The organism is Candidatus Methylobacter favarea (genome assembly GCF_902806695.1).
Classification (GTDB): Bacteria; Pseudomonadota; Gammaproteobacteria; order Methylococcales; family Methylomonadaceae; genus Methylobacter_B; species Methylobacter_B favarea.
Genome location: NZ_CADCXN010000047.1, coordinates 46,677 through 68,736 on the forward strand (window position 1 = coordinate 46,677; position 22,060 = coordinate 68,736).

Here is a 22,060-nt window from a genome sequence, read left to right on the forward strand (position 1 = left end):
ATGGTGTTAATTGAATGTGTCAAATAATAGTAGAGTGGAAGACTGCGTCATTGTCTGCTCTGGAAAGCTGTCGAGGGGTTAACACTAAACTCGCGCTTTTGCTAAATTTTAATTTGCCGAAGCTCTATGGCTACTCTCTGCAAGCGCTGCATTGCCAAAAAGCAGGGTGATCTTTTTGGAAAAGAGGTTTTCAAAGATAATTTTTTGACACCGGGGTTATTATTACTACTTTTGCAGATTACATGATCCATCTTTTCCAAGTTCGTCATTCCGGCATGGAGTCACTCCGGGCTATCCTGCGTGGAGCTCTTCGGGTAAATGCCAATCTGCTCCAGATAGATTGGTAAGGCTTATGATTTTACTGACAGGCTCTAATGGCTTGGCAGGAAAAGCTGAGAGAAAAAGCGAATCCAGTATCCGGCATTAGGAAGTGCCGGACAAATGTCGGTCCGGCAGGATGAAATTAATTAGCCGTTGTTCTGCAATGCCGCAATACGCTCTTCCAAAGGCGGATGGCTCATGAACAGCTTTCGCACGCCGCCGCCGTTTATGCCAAAGGCAGCAAATTGGCCCGGCAGCTCTTGTGGCTGCTCCCGTTGCAGAGCACGTAACGCGCCAATCATTTTTTCGCGACCGGCTAAAATCGCTCCGCCTGCATCCGCCCTGAACTCCCGCCGACGGGAAAACCACATGACCAGCATGGATGCCAGAAAAGCCAAAGCAATTTGCGCCACTATCTGCACAATGTAATAAGCCGGGCCATAGCCGCGCTCGGTTTTAAACACAGCACGGTCAACCACATGGCCGATAAGCGTGGCAAAAAAGTACACAAAGGTGTTCAATACGCCCTGCAATAAGGCCATTGTCACCATATCGCCGTTGGCGACATGGCTTATTTCATGGCCCACAACCGCCTCTACTTCATTGCTGTCCATGCTGTGCAAAAGCCCGGTGCTGACCGCAACGAGGGCGCTGTTTTTATTCATGCCGGTAGCAAAGGCATTAGGTTGAGACATATCGAAAATACCCACTTCAGGCATGCCGATTCCCGCCTTTTCGGCGTGTTTGGCGACGATATTGACCAGCCACTGTTCAGTCTGATTTTGCGGCTGTTCAATTACCTGCACGCCCATCGCATTTTTTGCAGACCATTTTGACATTACCAGGGAAATAAAGGAGCCGGTCATGCCAATCACGGCGGACATAATCAACAGCGCATTAAGATCGAGGTTCACGCCCTGGGCATCCAAAGTTCCGCTCAAGCCTAGAAGATTAAAGACAATACTGATCACTACCAGTATTGCCGCATTGGTAGCCAGGAAAAGTAATATACGCATCATGATAAAACCCTTGTATGGTAAGAAATTTCAAATATATGGGGATTAAATTAATTAATTCAATCTGATTTTCAGAGTGATAATATAGCGAAAAGTTTACTGGCGGGGGCATTCCCATGTATTTTCTAAAAGTCACAGTTTTTTGCGTTTTTTTATTTAACTCAAGTCTGGCTTTTTCACAACAGAGTCACCAGGACGTTCTAAAACAACTGCATTTACCTCGCGGCTTTACAATATCCATTTTTGCCGATAATGTGCCTAATGCCCGTTCCATGGCATTAGGCGATAACCGCACTGTATTTGTAGGCACTGTATCCCAAGGCAAAGTTTATGCCGTCCAAGATGCCAATAATGACGGTAAAGCTGATAAACATTACGTTATTGCTACGGATTTATATACGCCTAATGGCGTTGCTTATAAAGACGGTTCGCTTTATGTTGCGGAAATAAATCGCATTCTTCGTTTCGACAATATCATTAACCGTCTGATTACACCCCCCAAACCCGTTGTGGTCTATGACAAATTGCCGTCAGATCAGCATCACGGCTGGAAATATCTGCGTTTTGGCCCCGATGATAAGCTCTACACCGGCATCGGCGCCCCGTGTAATATTTGTAAGCCTGAAAAAGCTATTTATGCCTCGCTGGTCCGCTTAAAGCCCGATGGCAGCGACTTTGAAATTATTGCCCACGGCATCCGAAATACGGTCGGTTTTGATTGGCGGCCTGATACGGGAACGTTATTTTTTACCGATAATGGCCGGGATTATTTAGGCGATGACCAGCCGCATGATGAACTGAACAGGTGGTCCGCCAAAGGAGAACATTTCGGTTATCCTTATTGTCATGGCGGAGAAATTGTCGATCCCGAGTTCGGCTTCCATAAAAATTGCCGCCAATTTACGGCGCCGGTATGGAAATTTAAAGCGCACGTTGCGGTATTGGGAGCGCGCTTCTATCAGGGCAAACAGTTTCCGGCCGAATTTAAAAATCAGTTATTTGTTGCCCAGCATGGCTCCTGGAACCGCACCGAGCCGGATGGTTACCGCGTCGTGCTAGTAAAATTCAAACAGGATGACCCGGTGTCAGAACAGGTTTTTATCAGCGGCTGGCTAACACCTGAAAAACAGGTTCTGGGACAGCCGGTTGATATCCTGGAACTGCCGGACGGCAGCCTGCTGATCTCGGATGACAAACTCGGGGTAATCTATAAAGTTGAATACAAAGGCTAGCATGAAAAAACAATTTGAAATTCTTCATAAAGACATCGTTTATCCGGGCTTTTTTCGCATGGAAAAGTACCGGTTGAAACATACGCTGTTCGCGGGCGGCTGGAGTGCGGAAATAAGCCGCGAGCTGTTCATGCGGGGCAATTGCGTTGCCGTGCTTTTATATGATCCGCATACCGATGAAGTCGTTCTGATCGAGCAGTTCCGGATTGGCGCGATTGCACAGCCTGATAAAGCCTGGATGCTGGAAATTGTTGCCGGCGCCACGGAGGAAGGGGAAACAGCTGAGCATGTCGCCTATCGGGAATCCCTGGAAGAAGCCGGTTGTGAAATTCAAGAATTAATGAAGATCAATGAGTTTTACACGACGCCCGGCGGATCATCTGAAAAAATTACTCTTTTTTGCGGCCGGGTTGATTCTACGCTAGTGGGGGGTATTCATGGCCTGGACGATGAAGATGAGGATATATTAGTACGCACCGTACATTTTGATGAGGCCTATAAAATGCTGGAAAACCGTGAAATAGAATCAGCGATTCCTATCATCGCGATTCAATGGCTGGCATTAAACAGACAGCAACTCAAGCACAAATGGATGAATACGGGATAATTTAAAGCAAGCCGTATTCGGGCTTTCTGAAGGCGCAGGCAAGATGGAAGCGCTACCGGTAAAAGGACAAAAAGAACCTGTATAAGGCAATAGGCCAATGCCTCCGGGATTGGCTTTCAATCCCCTCTCAGGACGTGGCTTGATCGCCAGCGTCAGGTTTCCTTATTGCTTTTGCGCTTTTAATTTGCCGGCTTCTCCTTCACTTGCGGAACCGCCGCTCATTCCTGGCAGGCCTCTTAATATAAAAGAGGCCTGGACCATCCTGAATTTATTTAGAATTAATTGCTGAACTTCTATAAAATTGATTTTTTACTGGCTTATTTCATAAGATCATGTCTACATGGACCTAAAATTTCTCGATTTCGAACAACCCATCGCTGACCTGGAGGCGAAAATTGAAGAACTGCGCAATGTGGAGTTTGATAATAACATTAATATTTCCGACGCCATCCGACAACTGGAAGATAGAAGCAGGGCTTTAACCGAGTCGATTTTCGCCAATCTTTCCGACTGGCAGATATCCCAGTTGTCAAGACATCCGGGGCGACCTTATACGCTCGATTATATCCAGCATATGTTTACCGATTTCCATGAACTGCACGGAGACCGCACTTATGCGGATGATCCTGCCATTGTTTGCGGCCTCGCGCGTCTGGAAGGACAGCCGATTATACTGATCGGCCATCAAAAGGGACGCGACACCAGGGAGAAGATTTACCGCAACTTTGGCATGCCCCGACCTGAAGGCTATCGTAAGGCCTTACGGGTCATGAAAATGGCGGAACGGTTTAAACTGCCGCTAATTTGCCTGATCGATACGCCGGGCGCCTATCCGGGCATCGAAGCCGAAGAGCGAGGACAAAGCGAGGCCATCGCCAGAAACCTGTTTGAAATGACCAGGCTTAAAACTCCGATTATCTGTACTATTATCGGTGAAGGCGGCTCAGGCGGAGCTTTGGCGATCGGCGTGGGCGACCGTCTCATCATGCTCGAATACAGCACGTATTCGGTTATTTCCCCGGAAGGCTGTGCCTCAATCCTCTGGAAAAGTGCAGATAAATCCCAATTAGCGGCGGAATCCATGGGGATTACTTCCGACCGCATCCGTGAACAGGGCTTGCTGGATGAAGTAGTCAGAGAACCGGTAGGGGGCGGTCACAGGGACTTTCAGGCTATAGCTTTAAATTTAAGGGAAACATTGATTCGCCATATGGAAGACCTGAAACGGCAAGCCATCGATGAACTGCTGGAAAGGCGCTACCAGAGGATTATGAGTTTTGGAGCGTTTAGCGAGGAAGGGGGTAAATAAGCCGGTTAAGGTGCTCACATAATCTTCTGACCGGCCTTTTATTTTTATCAGCTTGACGACGGCTAATACAGATATCATCGTGCGCCTTTCCTCCCAAACGATAGCATCAGCGTTAACGCCATTTAATCCGGTAAAGCACTGTTTTATCGCTTACAGCGGCGGTGCGGACTCGCATGCTTTGCTGCATGTCTGCGCTTCAGTAGAACAGCTCAAAGATAAGATTACAGCAGTTTATGTGCATCATGGCTTGCAGGCAGAAGCTGAAGCGTGGGCCCGGCATTGTCGAAAAACGGCTGAAGATTTAGGCGTTGACTTTTTAATGTGCCGGGTCAAGGCTATTGCCCTGCCCGGGGAAAGCCCCGAAGAAGCTGCCAGAAATGCCCGCTATAGGGCTTTAAAACCGCTGCTTGGCATTAACGATATTTTAATGACTGCGCAGCACCGCGAAGATCAGATGGAAACGGTACTGCTGCAATTGTTTCGGGGCAGCGGCTTGCGCGGGCTTTCCGCAATGCCTGAAAGGATGCCTTTCGGCCAGGGCATGCTGCTAAGACCGTTATTGAATGTTTCCAAACAGGCGATAAATGATTATGCCCGCGCACAGGCATTACATTGGGTTGAAGATCCCAGCAATCAACGCAATGAGTATGACCGCAATTTCCTTCGCAATGAAGTTGTGCCGCTGTTAAAGCAGCGCTGGCCAGCCCTTGAAAAAACGGTAGCGCGTTCGGCTAACCATTGCGCCGAAGCACAAAATTTACTCTCGGCGCTTGCTGATAAATTATTCGCTCAGGTTTTTAACAAAAACGACCGGACGCTTTGCATCAGCAAGCTGCAGGAACACACGCCTGCCAGGCAGCAACTTGTCATAAGGCATTGGTTTCAGAGCCTGGGGCTGAAAATGCCGGCCCGGGCTTTTATCGGAAGCATACTCACTGAGGTGCTGGCGACAAGACAGGATAGCGATCCCGTGTTGGCCGGTCAGGGCTATTGCATTCGCCGTTATCGCGATAAACTCTATTGTCTGAATCAATCCGCAGACTCCAGGCAAGCTATTATCTGGCCTGCCGGGCAGTCATATTTACAACTCGCTGACGATGAAGTATTGTCCTGTGCGCCCTCTTCGGCAGGCATACTTGGCGAATATTGGCGCAGTTCGGCGATCGTGGTCAGATTTCGAAGGGGGGGCGAAAAAATCTGTTTGCCGGGACGTAAAGGTCGTCATACCCTGAAAAACCTGTTTCAGGAAGCAGGAATTCCGCCGTGGGAAAGAGAAATTATGCCGCTGGTCTACCTTGATGATGAGCTCGCCGCTGTCGGTGACAAATGGATAAGCGCGGCGTTTTACCGCGAAAAAAAAGAGGCCTGTATCAGTTTGTCCAGGCGAAGACAACAGTAAATCCCGAAAGACGATGACGGCACACGCCTGGTCGATTAAAATGTCTGTGTTTACTCTAATTTGTTATCTGTAGTCTATAAATTTTTACATGACGAAATACATTTTCATTACCGGCGGCGTGGTTTCATCTCTGGGTAAAGGCATTGCCGCATCGTCGCTTGCCGCTATTCTGGAAGCCCGCAATCTTAAAGTTACGATGACCAAACTCGACCCTTATATTAATGTTGATCCGGGCACCATGAGCCCTTTTCAACATGGCGAAGTGTTTGTTACTGAAGACGGCGCGGAAACTGATCTGGATTTAGGCCATTATGAGCGCTTTCTTAAAACCACGATGGCCAAAAAGAATAACTTCACCACCGGCCAGATCTATGACAGCGTTCTGCGCAGAGAGCGCAAGGGCGAATATCTGGGCGCGACTGTTCAGGTTATTCCGCATATTACCGATGAAATAAAAAACCGTGTCTATCAGAGCGGCGAGGGAGTCGATGTCGCCCTGATTGAAATCGGCGGCACGGTCGGTGATATTGAGTCCCTGCCGTTCCTGGAAGCCATCCGGCAGATGCGTTTTGAACTGGGTCATGAAAAATCGCTGTTTATCCACCTGACGCTGGTTCCTTTTATCCGTTCGGCCGGTGAATTAAAAACCAAGCCTACCCAGCATTCGGTAAAGGAACTGCGGTCTATCGGCATCCAGCCGGATATTCTGATGTGCCGCTCCGAGCAGCCGATACCTGTCAGTGAGCGGCGTAAAATCGCCCTGTTTACCAATGTCGAGGAAAAAGCGGTTATTTCGGCGATAGATGCAGATTCCATTTACCGGATTCCGCTGTTGCTGCACGAGCAGGGTCTTGATGATATTGTTGTCGATAAGTTAAAGCTGGATGCGCGCCCCGCCGATTTGACTGAATGGAAAGATGTTATTGAGGCCTTGACGCACTCAGCCGATGAAGTGACCATTGCCATTGTCGGCAAGTATGTGGATCACTCGGATGCTTATAAGTCCCTCAATGAAGCTTTAATTCATGCCGGCATCCGCACCCGCCATAAAGTGAATATCGAATATATTGATTCGGAAACCATAGAAGAGGATGGGATAGCCAGGCTGGAAAACGTTGATGCCATTCTGGTGCCGGGCGGATTCGGCGAACGGGGCATTGAAGGAAAAATCATAACGGCCCGGTATGCGCGGGAAAATAAAATTCCTTACCTGGGCATCTGCCTGGGCATGCAGGTAGCCGTGATTGAATTTGCCCGTACTGTTGCCGGTCTTGAAGGCGCGCACAGTACTGAATTTTCGCCTGCCTCACCGCACCCTGTTATCGGCTTGATTACAGAATGGATAGCCGGCAGCGGTCAACTGGAAACGCGCGATGAACACTCCGATTTAGGCGGCTCGATGCGGCTGGGCGGGCAGCAGTGCCGGCTGCAGCCGGATTCCCTGGCTTTTCAGCTTTACCGGAAAGAGATAATTACCGAAAGACATCGGCATCGTTATGAATTTAACAACCGGTATTTTGAAAAGCTTGAGCAGGCAGGGCTGCGATTTTCAGGCAAGTCTATTGACGGCCGGCTGGTAGAAGTCATTGAACTGCCTGATCATCCCTGGTTTCTGGCTTGTCAGTTTCACCCCGAATTCACCTCAACCCCAAGGAAAGGCCATCCTTTATTTTCCGGTTTTGTAGTGGCGGCTTCCAAACATAAAAAGGCTAAACGTAATGAAACTGTGTCATTTTGAAGCAGGCCTGGATCTGCCGTTTTTTTTGATCGCAGGCCCTTGTGTTATTGAAAGCGAGCAGTTGGCGCTTGATACCGCCGGCATTCTGAAGGAAATCACCAGCGCATTGAATATTCCCTTTATCTATAAATCGTCATTTGATAAAGCCAATCGCTCGTCACACGAAAGTTTTCGCGGCCTGGGCATGGATAAAGGCTTGGAAATACTGGCAAAAGTCAAGCAGCAAATTGGGGTGCCGGTATTAACCGATGTCCATGAAGATACGCCGTTGGCTGAGGTAGCCTCAGTTGTCGATGTCATGCAGACCCCTGCTTTTTTATGCAGGCAAACCAATTTTATCCAGCAGGTCGCCTCGCAAGGCATTCCCGTTAATATAAAAAAAGGCCAGTTTCTGGCGCCCTGGGATATGGCAAATGTCGCCAATAAAGCCAAGGCGACAGGAAATCAGCAGATTATGGTATGTGAGCGCGGCGTGTCCTTCGGCTACAATAATCTGGTTTCCGATATGCGCTCCCTGGCGGTAATGAGAGACACCGGCTGCCCGGTCGTTTTTGACGCCACCCATTCCGTGCAGTTGCCGGGCGGACAAGGCTCGTCATCCGGCGGACAGCGCGAATTTGTACCGGTCTTGGCAAGAGCCGCAACCGCCGTCGGCATTGCCGGCCTGTTCATGGAAACGCATCCGAATCCGGCGGAAGCCAAAAGTGACGGCCCGAATGCCTGGCCGATCCACAGAATGAAGGAATTACTGGAAATTTTATTAACCATCGATCAGGCCGTTAAATCAAAAGGCCTGATAGAAACAACGCTATAAGGAATCATAATGGCTGCAATAATAGATATTCGAGCAAGAGAAATCCTGGATTCACGCGGCAATCCCACCGTTGAAGCCGATGTAATTTTAGCCTCCGGCGTCATTGGCAATGCCATGGTGCCGTCCGGCGCCTCAACCGGCGAACGCGAAGCGATAGAACTGCGTGATGGCGATAAATCCCGTTATCTGGGCAAAGGCGTACTGAACGCAGTTAACAATGTAAACACAGAAATCCGTTCCGCCATTATCGGCATGGATGTCGCCGATCAGTCCGGCATTGACCATAAAATGATAGCGCTGGACGGCACGGAGAGTAAATCACGGCTGGGAGCAAATGCTACGTTGGCTGTGTCTTTGGCGGCAGCTCACGCGGCGGCGAAGGAAGCGGTTATGCCTTTATACCGGTATTTGAATAAATCCGGCGAATTCATCATGCCGGTACCGATGATGAATATTATCAATGGCGGCTCGCATGCCGATAACAACGTTGATTTGCAGGAGTTCATGATTCTGCCGGTAGGCGCGCCGACTTTCCGCGAAGCGATCCGTTACGGCGCGGAAGTGTTCCATAACCTGAGCAAAGTATTAAAAGCCAAAGGTTTGGCGACTACAGTCGGCGATGAAGGCGGATTCGCTCCGAACCTGTCTTCAAACGAAGAAGCCATAAGCGTTATCCTGCAAGCCATCGAGCAGGCAGGCTATAAACCCGGCGTGGATATTTACCTGGGTCTGGATGCGGCCGCCTCTGAATATTACACGGACGGCGTTTATGATTTAGCGTCTGAAAGCAAAAAGTACAGTTCAGCGCAAATGGCTGATTTCTTTGTAGACTGGGTTAATAAATACCCGATTATCAGCATTGAAGACGGCTTTGATGAAAATGACTGGGACGGCTGGAAATTGATGACCGAAAAACTCGGAAACCGCATTCAGTTGGTCGGCGATGATCTGTTTGTAACCAATCCCGCCATTTTGAAAAAGGGCATTGAAAAAAATATCGCCAATTCCATTCTGATTAAAGTCAATCAAATCGGCACCCTGACGGAAACCCTGGCAGCGATTGATATGGCGCATAAAGCCTCTTATTCGGCAGTGGTTTCACACCGCTCCGGGGAAACAGAAGATGTCACCATTGCCGATTTAGCCGTAGCAACCGGCACCGGTCAAATCAAAACCGGTTCCTTAAGCCGCTCTGACCGCGTTGCCAAATACAACCGCCTGATGAAAATTGAAGAGGAATTAGGCAGTCTGGCTAAATACGCAGGCCGCAGCGCCTTTAAAATGCTATAAATTAGAATTGGCAAGGGCGGCCGGTCAGTCCGCCCTTGCCAATACATTGAGGTGGAACCCATAAAAATTCTAATTGCAATCATTATCCTGTTGATTGTTCATCTTCAATACCGCTTATGGTTTGGCGATGGCGGCATTGCGCAGATTAATGCCTATCAACAACGGCTTGATGACCTCAGGCAACAGGCCCAGGAAAAAAGAGAACGCAACGACGCTCTTTATGCGGAAGTGCTGGACTTAAGAAAAGGCGCGGAAGCAATTGATGAGCGAGCCAGAGAAGAATTAGGGATGATTAGGGAAGATGAAACATTTTTTCAGATTCTTGAGTCCAAATAAGGCTAAAAGTGAATAAACACTTTTAGCCTTGCCTTGTTATTTTTAGAGTTCCCAGGTTGGGCTAAGCAACGCGCCGCCTAATGTTTGTGGCTGAATAAAACCGTCCATCAGGCGACATCCATTTTTAGTCCGGGAATCTGCGACATAGCAATGCATTGAAAGTCGGCAAGCTAATAAACTTGGTATAAATCCGTTTTTTTAAGTTATATCTCAAGCCTTGCCAATTGCCTGAATCATGAAGGAGAAAGCCCATGTCTACAAGTAATAAGTTTTTGTTTGTATTAATGATGTTGGCGATAATTCCGGCCGCTGTTTTTATGATGTCTAAAACAGCCGCCGCAACTACCTGGCCTAAGGAAGAGTCTTTGGAGTTGGTTAAGGCTGCTCGCACTTCCGGATCAACACGCTATCCGGAGCTTGTTCGCTTGCGCGATGAAATATCAAAAGCAGGCAGTGTCAATGAGGCCCGTGTTCTGGCCCTAGCACCGACAAACGGTGCAATTGGCGCCCTCAAAAATGCCCGTTCCATTATGCCTTTTAGCGAAGACCTGCGCTTGGCCGAAACCCGGCTCAGCGACGCACGCTCGCGCATCGAAGATGCCGGTATGCCACGCCAGGTTGCGGATGAGTTTTCCGGTATGATGCTTGCCGGGCTCGACGATGACCGGGCAGCGAATGTAAACGTGGGCAAGGCCGGATGCAGCTACTCAACAGGAGAGGTAATCGCCATCGTGGTCGGCTTGATCCTGGGCATTATCCCGGGACTGATCTTGCTTGTCGTGCTCTGCTGAGGGGCGCAGAAGAAGCGAGCCTGCATATTGCATTAAGATGACTATAGACATTATTTTGTAATATGAACACCTGACATTTTCATCCTTTAACTATATAACCCCTCAATTTAAAACTACTCTGTAGCGGGCAAGGATAAGTGATGTTTGCATACGGTTCCAGCTCCCAGCCTGGCGAATACGAATGCCGGAGATTAGCAACCCGCATAATAAACAGCCCATAAAAATGGTAAACATACTTTTTCACATGACGCCTTTATTTTATCGATGACCAATTCAATAAATTTCTGGGCTGTTGTGCCTGCCGCCGGTGTTGGCAAACGCATGAACGCAGACCGGCCCAAACAATACCTGGAACTTGCCGGTAAAACAGTCATCGAGCATACGTTATTGCGTTTGCTCGATGCTGATGCTTTTACGGCTATCGCGGTTGCAATTTCAGCAGAAGATCCTTACTGGCCTGGCCTTGAAGTAGCTGCTCATAAAAAGATAATAATCGCGCCGGGCGGCAAGGAGCGCGCGGATTCCGTGCTGTCTGGCCTGCACTCGATACGGGCAATAGCCTCGGATAATGACTGGGTTTTGGTCCATGATGCCGCCAGGCCCTGCATCACGACGGCGGATATAGGTCATCTCATTGACTCGCTGGTAAACGATGAGGTAGGCGGCATTCTTGCCCTATCGTCACATGACACCTTAAAAAATGTCCAGGATAATTGCATACTCGGCACATTGGACAGGCGTCATATCTGGCGGGCTTTAACGCCGCAAATGTTCCGTTATGGGCTGTTAAAAACCGCGCTGGAAGCGGCGCAAGGCAATCCGGCCATAACCGATGAAGCCAGCGCTTTGGAATTACAAGGCCTGCAGCCGAAAATCGTCGAAGGCCGTGCTGATAATATAAAAATTACCAGTCCCCAAGATTTGGCATTGGCACAATTTTATCTGGAGCAACAATGATCAGAATAGGTCAGGGTTATGATGTGCATCGTTTTAACGAAGGCCGCTCAATCATTTTAGGCGGTGTAAAAATAGACTATGAAAAGGGCCTGGAAGCCCATTCCGATGGCGATGTCGTTCTGCATGCGCTGTGCGATGCATTATTGGGCGCCGCTGCATTAGGTGATATCGGCAAGCATTTCCCCGATACCGATCCTGAATTCAAAGGCGCTGACAGCCGGGTCCTATTGCGTCATGTCTATGGCATCGTGCAGGAAAAAGGTTATAGCCTGGTTAATGCCGACATCACTATCATTGCGCAAGCTCCGAAAATGTCGCCGCATACAGCAACCATGTGCCGTAATATTGCAGCTGACCTGAAAGTGAATAGTGACTGCATCAATGTTAAAGCGACAACGACGGAAATGCTTGGCTTTGAAGGCCGCAAAGAAGGGATTGCGGTACAGGCAATTGCCCTGCTTGAAAAATAGTTCTTCGACAAGGAATATAAATAACCACCTTCCCGCCCTCTTCCCTAATGCAGAATATTGAAATCCCTGTGTGGCCTTATGTCTACGGCCAACCTTCCGGCCAAGGCAAAATCCGCACTTTTCCAGAAGACTTTATCGTTAAGGAAAATCTGTCTTTCGAGCCCTCAGGCGCGGGCGAACACGTCTTTTTACGGATAGAAAAAACCGGCGAAAATACCGAATTTGTTGCCCGGCAATTGGCCAGATTTGCCAAGGTCAGGCAGCGCGATGTAAGCTTCGCAGGGCTAAAAGACCGGCATGCCGTCACTACGCAATGGTTCAGCGCCTGGTTGCCCGGCAAACAGGAGCCTGACTGGAGGCAGTTTGAAACAGATAACATCAAAGTGCTCCATGCCATCCGCCATGACAGAAAACTCAAGCGCGGCGTGTTGTCCGGCAATAGCTTCAGGATGATTATTCGGGAATGGCAAGGCGATAGAGAAAAAACCATTCGACAGATGGAATTGATCAAAGCCAATGGCATAGCCAATTACTTTGGCCCTCAGCGCTTTGGCACTGAAGGCGAAAATGTCAGCAAAGCGTTAGGATTGTTTCAAGGCATGAAAGTTAAACGCGAGCAGCGAAGCATCTATTTATCAGCGGCCCGCTCTTTTCTGTTTAACCGGATTTTAGCTGCACGCGTAACACAGCATTTGTGGAACCAGCCTGTTCCGGGTGATACCTATGTATTTGATTTGTCGCATAGCGTTTTTAAATCAGGCTATCCCGATCAGGACATTATCCGGCGAGTTGATGCAAAAGAAATACACCCAACCGGCGCATTATGGGGCAAAGGCAATGACGGTGTCTCAGCCGATGCACTGGCTATTGAGACAAATATTATCGAAGACCATCCCGAGCTGGCCCAAGGCTTGATTGATTGCGCAGTTGATAGGGATCGCCGGGCGTTAAGGGTGAATGTGCAGGATTTACAATGGCGGTTTGTCAATGACGACATTATTGAAATTGGTTTTGCGCTGCCGTCAGGAAGTTATGCCACTTCCCTGGTGCGGGAGATTATTGAGTAAGCTGCAGCTGCTCAACACTTATTGCTTACCTAGATTCTGATCCCGTTGCTCGTAATCCTTATCCTTTGCAGGTCCCTCTCAAGGAAAATTTAATTTTCCTGACATTGTTGCAAAATCAAGTTTTCTGCTTTTAAATCAGGCATATATCCTGTCTGATAGCCCGAAAGCGTGGCTTCCATATGATCAGATCACGAGAATCATGGATTGATCAGCTAATAAACTGCATCCTTTTTTATTTCAGGCATGCAATAAAGTTTATGTTTTAAGGTCACATTCATGTGGTTTAATCTGGACCTTAATAAAAAATAAAGAAAAGCAGTCGTACAATCATCATTAGTTTTTTGCTTGAAATAATTTGATTCACCAACGGCTCTTATTATTTATGTGGCAATTAATATCATTGAGAGGTTTATAAGATTATGAATACTATAAAAAAAATCTTGGCGGCAAGCTTTTTAATGCTGTCTTTATCGGCAATCACTCATACCAACTTTGTGGCTGTTGCCCAAGCAGCTGCCCCGCAACCTATTAACGCTACTATCACCCACCTGGAAGCGGCTCTGGAAGCAGTCAATGCGAGCGATTTGGGCACGGCTCAAGAACACATGAAAGCCGCGCGTCAATCCGCTAAAGATATCATTGGCGGCAGTCTTGAAGTGAAAACACAGCGGGGCACTAACGCCATTACAAATGCCCGCCGTCAAGCTCAAAAAGGCGATGCCGAAGGTGCTTCAGCGTCATTAAAACAAGCCCTTGATATTTTCAAATCCTTGCACAGTTCCTCAGCAACCGGTAGCAGAGGCGGTTTAAAATAAAGCGTTGGAAAACCGGGTAATTATCCGCTTTTTGCGGAAAACGAATAATTATAGTTTCAGATAGTGTCGGCAAAAGCATGAGTTATTTATTCACTCCCGCTGCGTCTGGGATCAAACGCATCCTGCACGGTATCGGCGAATAAATTAGCCGCCAGCACCAGGGCGAACATGAAGATAAAAGCGGCGGACAGAGACCACCAGACGATGGGTTCGCGGGCCATTTCCAGGCGTGCGCCGTTAATCATGTTGCCCCAGCTGTAGGTGGTCGGGTCGACGCCGATATTGATATAGGATAAAACCGCTTCGGCCAGCACCAGCGAGCTGAAATCCAGCACCACAGAGATCAGCACAATGTGCATGACGTTGGGCAGGATATGGCGCAATAAAATCATCCGGCGTTTAACGCCCAGGGCCTGCGCCGCCAGAACATATTCCATTTCCCTGAGCTTCAGGGTTTCCGCCCTGAGCAGCCGGCATAAACCGGTCCAGCTGGTCACGCCCAGAATCATGCAGAGAAACAGCAGCCGCATATCGGCGCGCACGATAACGCTCGTAAACGCCTCTTCATGATTGGCCATATATACCTGCACCATCAAAATCGACGCGGCTATCAGCAATACGCCGGGAATGGAGTTGAGCGTGGTGTATATATACTGAATGACATCGTCTATCCAGCCGCGGAAAAAACCGGCCAGGATGCCGAAAATTATGGCTAGAGGCAGCATGATCAGGGTAGTCAAGGTGCCGATCACCAAACCGGTGCGAATGCTTTTTACCGCCTGGTAAAACACATCCTCGCCTACTTTATCGGTGCCGAAAACATGATAATAGGCCGATAAATGGATTAATGTGTAAGTCAGTGAAACGATAAAAAATACTACAATCCAAACCGCTTTAGCTGTTGAGCTTTTCATTAAGCGTTTATGCTGCTCTTTCAAAAAACTCCACAATAGAATCATAAAAAAAGTTAACAATCCTGCGCCTTGAGCAAAACCATAGAAGGTTTTTTGCAATATATCGGGAATTTTTTCCATCTCGGGATTATTTAAATGGGCGCCGCCAAATTGCAGACGCGGATAAGCCCATTGGGAAGCGCCATCGGCCGAGGTCATTATTTCCTTACTGTAAAGCGTCGCTGCAAAAGGCGCTGAATAGGTTTTCTCGCCATGTTTACGAAGCGGCGTTGCCCAGTAATCCACCAGGCTGATAATTTCATTGCCTTTATCGGCACCAGGTTTGAAATGCACAGAATCGAGGAGGCCGATCAATATAAAAAATATCAACACTACCAATGAAACCATGCCCACTTTACTGCGGCTTATTTTTTGCAGCGGACGTTTAATATGGTCTTTGCCGCGCAGATAAAATGCCAGCAGCAAAATGACCAGAATCAGGATAAATATCAACGCGTCAGTCCACAGTATAACCATCAGGACAGTCTCACTCGCGGATCCACCAGCGTGTAGGAAATATCCGTCAGCAATAGGCCGATGACATATAACACCGATCCCAAAAACACCATTGCCCTCACGATGGCGAAATCCTGGCTATTAATAGCATCAATCGTGTAGCTGCCAAGCCCTGGAATACTGAAAAAAGACTCCATGATCAGACTGCCCATAAACAGCAGCGGCAAAATTACCACTACGCCGGTCAGAATCGGAATCATGGCATTTTGCAATACATGCCGAAACATGGTTTGCGTTTCAGTCAGCCCTTTTGCCCGTGCGGTCCGCACATAATCTTTTTCGACTTCTTCCAGAAACAAGGTTCTATACCATCTGGCTCCTGAACCAATGCCCGAAAACACGCCGATCAGCACAGGCAATATGAGGAACTTCAACGCCGCGAAACCGCCGTCATAACCGGAAATAGGCACTAGCTTTAATAATTTGCCGATCAAAAACTGGCCGCCGATAATATAAAACAATGAGGAAACAGACATTAAAATAACGCACAGGACTATGCCCCCGTGCTCCAGGTAACTGTTGCGGAACAACACCATCATCAAGGCAAAACTGATATCAACCAGTAGCCCGACAAGCAAAGTGGGCAAGGCTACGGCAAGGCTTGGCCACATGCGCTCTTTAATATCCGCGCCGATATTTCGGCCGCTATCCGAAACGCCAAAACGAAACAGAAATAATCCAACGGATTTCTGGTAAAAAATGGTTTTGGTGAGTTTTTCCTGGTGCTGCGCCTCAGAATTCCATAATAACGGTAAATCATAGCCGTGCTGCTGTTTCCAGTTTGCCACCGCTTCTTCGGTCACATGCTTTTGGCCCAGCTGCATGCGCGCCATATCATCGGGGCTGTTGATGATGAAAAACAGCACAAAGGTTAAAATATTTACGCCCATTAGCAAGGGGAAGGCATATAGAATTCGGCGGATGATATAGCGGCTCATTGCAGCGTTTCCCTGGCCCGACGGCGGTAAGCATTCACCGCCGGCATTAGCATCAGCACAAACAAACCGGAAGCCAAACCCAACGGCCAAATCACCGGTTGGTTCCATTCTCGTCTTTTTTCTGCTCTGACAGCAGTATTAATGCGGGTATATTTAAGCCGATTATTGGCCATTAGATTGGGCTTAAGATTATTATACCAGCCATGATAGAGCCCGAAATCTTTCGGATGAAAGCCAAAAACCCAGGGCGCATCATGCCGAACGATTTCCTGCAGTTGCTGGATAATCTGAAAACGCTGTGGGCTGTTGTCCATATTGCGCATTTGTTCGAATAGCCGGTCAAACTCAGGGTTCTGATAATTGCCGGCATTCTCTCCGCCGTGCCTGCTTTTTGAATTAGGGCCATACAACAGGAAAAAGAAATTCTCCGGATCAGGATAATCGGCATTCCAGCCCCAGACGAATAACTGGGCATTGCCGGTGCGCATTTTCTGTTGAAAGCGGTTGTAATCGGTCGCCCGAATAACCAGCTTGATACCCAGTTTCTCAAACTGTTTACGATACCAGTTCATGCTGGGGCGGTCGTCAATACTGACTGAAGTCGTATCAAAATGCAGAATTAGCGGCTCTTTCGTTTTGGGATCAATGCCATTGGCATAGCCTGCTTCCGCCATCAACTGCTGCGCTGTAGCGATTTTTTTACGCTGCGCCGTGCCATTCGCCAGGTCGTGCGTATAGGGATTAATGCCGGCTTTATCTTCCGCGTAACCAAAAATACCGGGCGGTATCAAGCCTTGCGCGACAACGCCCCGGCCATTCCGGAAAATGGAGATATATTCTTCATAATCAACAGCAATGGAAATGGCCTGACGTAACTTCCTGGCTTTTTCGCTGTCTCCGCCTACCGTTGCATCCAGCATATTAAAACCCATATAGAAAATGGAGGTTTCCACTGCCGTTTGCAGCCGGATGCCTTTTTCCTGCATGGAAGGCGTTAAAGCCGCTTCGCCGCTGCCGGTAAATTGTATGGCCTGGTCAAAACTGTCCGAAGCAATGCCTGAAGCATCATAGTAGCCTTGCAAAAACTTGTTCCAGTAGGGAATGGTTTCTTTTTCCAGCATAAAAACAACTTTATCGATAAAGGGCAGTTTTTTTCCTGCATCCTTTAACAAGCCATTTTCCTTATCTTCCGGCTCGCCTTCGGAAGGATAGGTTTCCGAATGAAATAACGGGTTTCTGGTTAACATCATGCGCCGGTTGGGATTATTCTCGGCCAGAAAATAAGGGCCCGTACCGAGCGGAAACCAGTCCAGCGTGATGTTTTTGTCAGCTAAACCAGGCTGTTCATAAAATACATCCGCTTCCCACGGCATAGGCGCAAAAAAAGGCATGGCCAGCCAGAAAATAAATTGCGGATATTTGCCTTTAATCCGTATGCGGTATTGATAACGATTGATGGACTGAACGCCTGCTATTGGCAGATCTTTAATATCAGGCTTTTGCTTGTCGCTGACTTGTTTGGAAAAATCATCAAAGCCGACAATATAATTTTTCATGATTTCGGCTATGGGCGATTGAACTTTAGGATGCGCAAGTCGCTTGATCTGGTAAATATAATCTTCGGCAGTAAGTTCGCGCGAGCCGGTAGATTCCAGATCCGTCAGTTTGTCAAGCTGATTGATTTGGGTACCGGTCAAGCGATGGTACAGATAGTTGCCCTGGCTATCTTTTGCCAGCGCCGGATGCGGCTGAAAGCGGATATCAGGCTGAATTTCAATTACATAGTCGGTAAAAGCAATTTCGCTGATCTTGGCTCCCTCCTCCAGTTTTTGCCCTTGCGCATTCAGATACTTAATGTCAGGCATGCCGGTGGCTGTTAACGGCGCCAGTTGATAAGGGCGTTTCAGGTAATGATATTGAAAGGGCGGCTCATAAATTTGTGCAATAAAGGCATATTCATTTTCACTGTAGGCGACCGCCGGATCTAAATGCTTGGGCCGTTCTGAAAATGATTGATATAGAATCGGCAGATTTTCATTTTCTTTGGGATAAGGGTTATTAAGCTCTGAATAATCGCAAGCATTCAAAAATACGGCAACTACGAGCAGGACTAGCAAGCGAGCATGGCAGAGGCACATCTTCATGGACAAAAGACTGGACATCAATAAAAGGGTCATAGATACTTGAAATTCTATTGTAACAATAAACACACCGGGAGATGATAATGGGTTTTATGCAGGGCAAACGGGTCTTGATTGTGGGTTTAGCCAGTAATCGTTCTATCGCATGGGGAATTGCTCAGGCCATGCATCGCGAAGGCGCTGAATTGGCTTTTACCTTCCAAAATGAAAAATTGCAAAGCCGGGTCGAAGAAATGGCTGAACAGTGTGGCTCCAAAATAACCATTGAATGTGATGTCGGTATGGACGAGCACATAAGCACTGTTTTTGAAGCACTGGGCAAACACTGGGATGGTTTGGATTGTATCGTTCATTCCGTGGCATTTGCGCCTCGCGACGCTCTGGATGGCGATTATGTCAACGCCACTACCAGAGAGAATTTCAGAATTGCTCACGATATCAGTTCCTACAGCTTCACGGCGCTGGCCAAAGCCGGCCGGGGCATGATGGCGGGGCGCAACGGCTCGCTGCTGACATTAACCTATTTGGGCGCTGAGCGGGTTATTCCTAATTACAATGTCATGGGAGTGGCCAAAGCAAGTCTGGAAGCTAATGTCCGTTATATGGCTGTGGCTTTGGGCGCTGAGGGCACTCGAGTCAATGCCATTTCGGCAGGCCCGATCAGGACGCTGGCGGCGTCCGGCATTAATAATTTTAAATCCATGCTCAGCAAGGCGGCCGATTCATCGCCGTTAAAGAAAAATGTCACTATTGAGGAAGTTGGCAACGCTGCTGCCTTTCTCTGTTCAGATCTTGCCTCGGGTATTACCGGAGAAATCACTTATGTGGACGCAGGCTATAACATCGCAGGCTTGAAATTTTAGCCGCTAAAAAAGGGAGCTTTAAGCTCCCTTTTTTAGCGGCTAAAATCAGTTATTGAGCCTTTGACAGTTCAGCCTGGGACCTGACCGATATATCAGCTTCTGCCTGCAAACTGCCCACTACGGCATTGAATTCAGTCTGACCGAAAGCCTTGGCGATATTCTTTTTAGCCAGCGCCAGCTGTTTCTTATCCTCTTCGCTCATGACCCCTTCTTTCACCTGGGACAAGCTTACTACTACCTGTTCGCCGGAAGGTAATGCAGTTATAAAAACGCTGTGTTTACCGCCCATTGGTTTCGCCGCCTTAAAAATAGCCTCGTTCAACTGTTCAGGCAACTCACTTTTGCTGCGTGTTAATCCGGTTAATTTCTTTACTTCCAGTTTATTTTCAGCGGCGCTGGACTCAAGCGACTCGCCGGCCTGCAAACGCGATTTAATCTGCCGGGCTTTTTCCATACTTTGTTGTTTGGCTTTGTCTTTTAAAATGGCCGCAGCCACTTCCTGCTTAACCTCATTTAAACCTGGCGTAGCGGCCGGTTTGTGTTCCAGCAACCGCACTACCAGCAGCCGGTCGGCGCCCAATTCTACGGGGCTGCTGTTATTGCCTTTCAGCACGTCTTCAGAGAATGCTGCCTCACGAATCCTGGGATCATTTGCAATATCCTCGCCTTTATCGCGGCTGAACAATGCCGTTTTTTTAATGGTAAGTCCTAAAGCTTCTGCCACTGTTTGCAAATTATCGGGATTCTCATAGCTCATTTCGGTTAATTTTTCACCTGCATCATAAAAGGCGGTTTCCGCCTGAGCTTTTTGATAAGCCTTTTTCACATCCTCCTTAACTGCATCAAAAGGCTTGATACTTCCCGGTATTAATTCGGTTACTTTAATCAAATGATAGCCAAATGCTGACCTAACAGGATTCGATACCTCCCCGGCTTTTAAAGCGCTTGCTGCTTCTTCAAACGGTTTTTCCATTACGCCGGGGGTAAGCAGCCCCAAATCGCCACCGTTTTTTGCCGACAGTTTATCATCGGAAACTGTTGATGCTACAGTTGCAAAGTCTTTATTCGCCAGTTGCTGTTTTATTTTAAGGGCCTTCTCCAGTGCTGTCTTGTCATCAGTCTTATCATTAATGGCAACTAGAATATGGCTGATTTTTCTGCGCTCCGGCGTGCTATATTCATCTTTATGCTCTTCATAGAAAGCCTTCAGTTTATCCTCGGTGACAGCCACAGTCTTAGCTACCTCTGCCAACGACAACTCTACATATTCAATGGCAACCTGTTCAGGTCTTCGATATAAATCCTGGTGCTGTTGATAATATGACGCAATCTCTTCGTTGGTGGGCCGTTCTGACAATTTTGGTACAGTAACAGTCACATAACTGACATCGCGTTGCTGATTCTGAATTTTAAAGAAATTTTCAATATCCTCTTGCGATGCAAAACTGCTGTCGATAATGCTGCGCTGAAACTGTTCCATGATCAGGGCATTTTTGATTCTGTTCACAAATTCAGAGGATGAAATGCGCTGTGAGCTCAGCAAGGCTTTATATTGCTTGTCACTGAATTTGCCATCTACCTGAAAATAGGCCAAGGATTTTATAAACTCACGCGCGGTATCATCGCTCGCAACCAGGCCTTCTTTATGCACATATTGCAATAAGACTTCATCTTTTATAAGCTTATCCAAAGCTTGTGCTTTTAAGGCTTGCTCATCAATCGCCATGCCCTGGAGAGTCTGACTGTATTGTTCATAGGCTCTATTAACATCGCGCTGATAAAAATCCTTATCGCCCACCGATGCCACTGGAGCTTCTTTTGCGGTATCCAGGTAATTGTTGATGCCCCATAACGCAAAAGGGACACAAATAACTATTAAAATTCCCCATGCAAAAGCACCTTGTGCTTTTTCTCTAATTTTTGTCAGCATATCTGGCTCTGTCCTGTTGAATCAACCTAATCTTACTCAAAATCTTACTCAAAAAAAAACCCCGAACCAGACGGTTCGGGGCTTGTGATTTGGCGGAGTGGACGGGGCTCGAACCCGCGACCACCGGCGTGACAGGCCGGTATTCTAACCAACTGAACTACCACTCCAAGTCTGGTGGGTGCTGAGGGGATCGAACCCCCGACCCTCGCCTTGTAAGGGCGATGCTCTCCCAGCTGAGCTAAGCACCCGACTAAAGAAAATCAGTTTACTGCATCTTTTAAAGATTTTCCAGCTTTAAATGCAGGAATTTTTGCGGCCTTTATTGTAATCTCTTCGCCGGTCTGGGGATTGCGGCCCTTACGCGCCGCTCTTTCCTTTACAGCAAAGGTTCCAAATCCGACCAGAGCGACATTTCTATCTTTTGGATCTTCGCTGCTTAGCGCGGTTGTAACGGCGTTAATAAATCCATCTAAAGCACGCCCGGCATCCGCTCTAGTCAAGTCTGAAGACTCTGCGATAGCATCAATAAGTTCCGATTTATTCATTATTCCCCCCTT

General features: G+C 47.8%; 20 protein-coding genes and 2 tRNA genes. 14 read left to right on the forward strand and 8 right to left on the reverse strand.

Annotation, left to right across the window (positions count from 1 at the left end; translation table 11 throughout):
* Positions 1-467: 467 nt before the first annotated feature.
* Entirely contained in the window at positions 468-1,340 is an 873-nt protein-coding gene (gene htpX / locus HUX64_RS05175; protein WP_174625171.1) for a protease HtpX, read from the reverse strand.
* A 113-nt stretch (positions 1,341-1,453) separates the two neighbouring features.
* Here htpX and HUX64_RS05180 point away from each other — a divergent pair, with 113 nt between their 5' ends.
* From HUX64_RS05180 to HUX64_RS05240, 13 genes are all read left to right on the forward strand, one after another.
* Positions 1,454-2,569 carry a PQQ-dependent sugar dehydrogenase gene (locus HUX64_RS05180; RefSeq protein ID WP_174625172.1) on the forward strand — a complete coding sequence of 372 codons (1,116 nt, stop codon included), beginning with the start codon at positions 1,454-1,456 and terminating at the stop codon, positions 2,567-2,569.
* A 1-nt stretch (position 2,570) separates the two neighbouring features.
* On the forward strand, positions 2,571-3,176 hold the full coding sequence (locus HUX64_RS05185) for an NUDIX domain-containing protein (RefSeq protein WP_174625173.1): 606 nt from the start codon (positions 2,571-2,573) through the stop codon (positions 3,174-3,176).
* 340 nt (positions 3,177-3,516) lie between these two features.
* Positions 3,517-4,485, forward strand: coding sequence for an acetyl-CoA carboxylase carboxyl transferase subunit alpha (gene accA, locus HUX64_RS05190; RefSeq protein WP_174625174.1), 969 nt, complete (start codon positions 3,517-3,519; stop codon positions 4,483-4,485).
* A 79-nt stretch (positions 4,486-4,564) separates the two neighbouring features.
* Positions 4,565-5,884 carry a tRNA lysidine(34) synthetase TilS gene (tilS, locus tag HUX64_RS05195; RefSeq protein WP_174625260.1) on the forward strand — a complete coding sequence of 440 codons (1,320 nt, stop codon included), beginning with the start codon at positions 4,565-4,567 and terminating at the stop codon, positions 5,882-5,884.
* A gap of 88 nt (positions 5,885-5,972) precedes the next feature.
* Positions 5,973-7,622 carry a CTP synthase gene (pyrG, locus tag HUX64_RS05200; protein ID WP_174625175.1) on the forward strand — a complete coding sequence of 550 codons (1,650 nt, stop codon included), beginning with the start codon at positions 5,973-5,975 and terminating at the stop codon, positions 7,620-7,622.
* Entirely contained in the window at positions 7,603-8,436 is an 834-nt protein-coding gene (kdsA, locus tag HUX64_RS05205; RefSeq protein ID WP_174625176.1) for a 3-deoxy-8-phosphooctulonate synthase, read from the forward strand. Before pyrG ends, kdsA begins: the two co-directional genes overlap by 20 nt.
* Before the next feature lie 9 nt (positions 8,437-8,445).
* Entirely contained in the window at positions 8,446-9,726 is a 1,281-nt protein-coding gene (eno, locus tag HUX64_RS05210; RefSeq protein WP_174625177.1) for a phosphopyruvate hydratase, read from the forward strand.
* Positions 9,727-9,786: 60 nt separating this feature from the next.
* Positions 9,787-10,062 (forward strand): cell division protein FtsB, encoded by a 276-nt coding sequence (gene ftsB / locus HUX64_RS05215; protein ID WP_174625261.1) that lies wholly within the window; start codon positions 9,787-9,789, stop codon positions 10,060-10,062.
* 251 nt (positions 10,063-10,313) lie between these two features.
* The gene (locus tag HUX64_RS05220; protein ID WP_174625178.1) at positions 10,314-10,853 is read left to right on the forward strand and encodes a hypothetical protein; all 540 of its coding nucleotides are present in this window, start codon (positions 10,314-10,316) and stop codon (positions 10,851-10,853) included.
* A 264-nt stretch (positions 10,854-11,117) separates the two neighbouring features.
* Positions 11,118-11,810, forward strand: coding sequence for a 2-C-methyl-D-erythritol 4-phosphate cytidylyltransferase (gene ispD / locus HUX64_RS05225; RefSeq protein WP_174625179.1), 693 nt, complete (start codon positions 11,118-11,120; stop codon positions 11,808-11,810).
* Positions 11,807-12,280, forward strand: a complete 474-nt coding sequence (gene ispF, locus HUX64_RS05230) for a 2-C-methyl-D-erythritol 2,4-cyclodiphosphate synthase (RefSeq protein ID WP_174625180.1) — start codon at positions 11,807-11,809, stop codon at positions 12,278-12,280. The genes ispD and ispF overlap by 4 nt, the downstream gene beginning before the upstream one ends.
* Before the next feature lie 47 nt (positions 12,281-12,327).
* Positions 12,328-13,347 (forward strand): tRNA pseudouridine(13) synthase TruD, encoded by a 1,020-nt coding sequence (gene truD / locus HUX64_RS05235; RefSeq protein WP_174625181.1) that lies wholly within the window; start codon positions 12,328-12,330, stop codon positions 13,345-13,347.
* Positions 13,348-13,766: 419 nt separating this feature from the next.
* Entirely contained in the window at positions 13,767-14,162 is a 396-nt protein-coding gene (locus HUX64_RS05240; protein WP_174625182.1) for a hypothetical protein, read from the forward strand.
* 86 nt (positions 14,163-14,248) lie between these two features.
* Here the strand turns inward: HUX64_RS05240 and HUX64_RS05245 are convergent, their stop codons facing one another.
* Genes HUX64_RS05245 through HUX64_RS05255 form a run of 3 tightly spaced genes read right to left on the reverse strand, consistent with a single transcriptional unit; the run spans position 14,249 to position 18,746 of the window.
* A complete protein-coding gene (locus tag HUX64_RS05245; protein ID WP_174625183.1) occupies positions 14,249-15,592 on the reverse strand; it encodes an ABC transporter permease in 1,344 nt (447 codons plus the stop codon).
* Positions 15,592-16,569 carry an ABC transporter permease gene (locus tag HUX64_RS05250; protein WP_174625184.1) on the reverse strand — a complete coding sequence of 326 codons (978 nt, stop codon included), beginning with the start codon at positions 16,567-16,569 and terminating at the stop codon, positions 15,592-15,594. The genes HUX64_RS05245 and HUX64_RS05250 overlap by 1 nt, the downstream gene beginning before the upstream one ends.
* Positions 16,566-18,746, reverse strand: coding sequence for an ABC transporter substrate-binding protein (locus tag HUX64_RS05255; protein WP_425484244.1), 2,181 nt, complete (start codon positions 18,744-18,746; stop codon positions 16,566-16,568). The genes HUX64_RS05250 and HUX64_RS05255 overlap by 4 nt, the downstream gene beginning before the upstream one ends.
* 47 nt (positions 18,747-18,793) lie before the next feature.
* Here HUX64_RS05255 and HUX64_RS05260 point away from each other — a divergent pair, with 47 nt between their 5' ends.
* A complete protein-coding gene (locus HUX64_RS05260) occupies positions 18,794-19,573 on the forward strand; it encodes an enoyl-ACP reductase FabI (RefSeq protein ID WP_174625186.1) in 780 nt (259 codons plus the stop codon).
* A gap of 49 nt (positions 19,574-19,622) precedes the next feature.
* Here HUX64_RS05260 and HUX64_RS05265 read toward each other — a convergent pair whose 3' ends face one another.
* The 4 genes from HUX64_RS05265 to HUX64_RS05280 form a co-directional block, all read right to left on the reverse strand.
* Positions 19,623-21,503, reverse strand: coding sequence for a SurA N-terminal domain-containing protein (locus tag HUX64_RS05265; protein ID WP_174625187.1), 1,881 nt, complete (start codon positions 21,501-21,503; stop codon positions 19,623-19,625).
* A 90-nt stretch (positions 21,504-21,593) separates the two neighbouring features.
* Positions 21,594-21,670 (reverse strand) — tRNA-Asp (locus HUX64_RS05270).
* Between the two features lie 5 nt (positions 21,671-21,675).
* Positions 21,676-21,751, reverse strand: a tRNA-Val gene (locus HUX64_RS05275).
* Between the two features lie 12 nt (positions 21,752-21,763).
* Positions 21,764-22,048: an HU family DNA-binding protein gene (locus tag HUX64_RS05280; RefSeq protein WP_174625188.1), complete on the reverse strand. Its 285-nt coding sequence runs from the start codon at positions 22,046-22,048 to the stop codon at positions 21,764-21,766.
* Positions 22,049-22,060: the final 12 nt, after the last annotated feature.

What these genes read in the sequence shown, in the direction of transcription:
- htpX (WP_174625171.1), bottom strand. Translation starts at nt 1,340, where the DNA reads ATGATGCGTATATTACTTTTCCTGGCTACCAATGCGGCAATACTGGTA.
- HUX64_RS05180 (WP_174625172.1), top strand. Translation starts at nt 1,454, where the DNA reads ATGTATTTTCTAAAAGTCACAGTTTTTTGCGTTTTTTTATTTAACTCA.
- HUX64_RS05185 (WP_174625173.1), top strand. Translation starts at nt 2,571, where the DNA reads ATGAAAAAACAATTTGAAATTCTTCATAAAGACATCGTTTATCCGGGC.
- accA (WP_174625174.1), top strand. Translation starts at nt 3,517, where the DNA reads ATGGACCTAAAATTTCTCGATTTCGAACAACCCATCGCTGACCTGGAG.
- pyrG (WP_174625175.1), top strand. Translation starts at nt 5,973, where the DNA reads ATGACGAAATACATTTTCATTACCGGCGGCGTGGTTTCATCTCTGGGT.
- kdsA (WP_174625176.1), top strand. Translation starts at nt 7,603, where the DNA reads ATGAAACTGTGTCATTTTGAAGCAGGCCTGGATCTGCCGTTTTTTTTG.
- eno (WP_174625177.1), top strand. Translation starts at nt 8,446, where the DNA reads ATGGCTGCAATAATAGATATTCGAGCAAGAGAAATCCTGGATTCACGC.
- HUX64_RS05220 (WP_174625178.1), top strand. Translation starts at nt 10,314, where the DNA reads ATGTCTACAAGTAATAAGTTTTTGTTTGTATTAATGATGTTGGCGATA.
- ispD (WP_174625179.1), top strand. Translation starts at nt 11,118, where the DNA reads ATGACCAATTCAATAAATTTCTGGGCTGTTGTGCCTGCCGCCGGTGTT.
- ispF (WP_174625180.1), top strand. Translation starts at nt 11,807, where the DNA reads ATGATCAGAATAGGTCAGGGTTATGATGTGCATCGTTTTAACGAAGGC.
- truD (WP_174625181.1), top strand. Translation starts at nt 12,328, where the DNA reads ATGCAGAATATTGAAATCCCTGTGTGGCCTTATGTCTACGGCCAACCT.
- HUX64_RS05240 (WP_174625182.1), top strand. Translation starts at nt 13,767, where the DNA reads ATGAATACTATAAAAAAAATCTTGGCGGCAAGCTTTTTAATGCTGTCT.
- HUX64_RS05245 (WP_174625183.1), bottom strand. Translation starts at nt 15,592, where the DNA reads ATGGTTATACTGTGGACTGACGCGTTGATATTTATCCTGATTCTGGTC.
- HUX64_RS05250 (WP_174625184.1), bottom strand. Translation starts at nt 16,569, where the DNA reads ATGAGCCGCTATATCATCCGCCGAATTCTATATGCCTTCCCCTTGCTA.
- HUX64_RS05255 (WP_425484244.1), bottom strand. Translation starts at nt 18,746, where the DNA reads ATGACCCTTTTATTGATGTCCAGTCTTTTGTCCATGAAGATGTGCCTC.
- HUX64_RS05260 (WP_174625186.1), top strand. Translation starts at nt 18,794, where the DNA reads ATGGGTTTTATGCAGGGCAAACGGGTCTTGATTGTGGGTTTAGCCAGT.
- HUX64_RS05265 (WP_174625187.1), bottom strand. Translation starts at nt 21,503, where the DNA reads ATGCTGACAAAAATTAGAGAAAAAGCACAAGGTGCTTTTGCATGGGGA.
- HUX64_RS05280 (WP_174625188.1), bottom strand. Translation starts at nt 22,048, where the DNA reads ATGAATAAATCGGAACTTATTGATGCTATCGCAGAGTCTTCAGACTTG.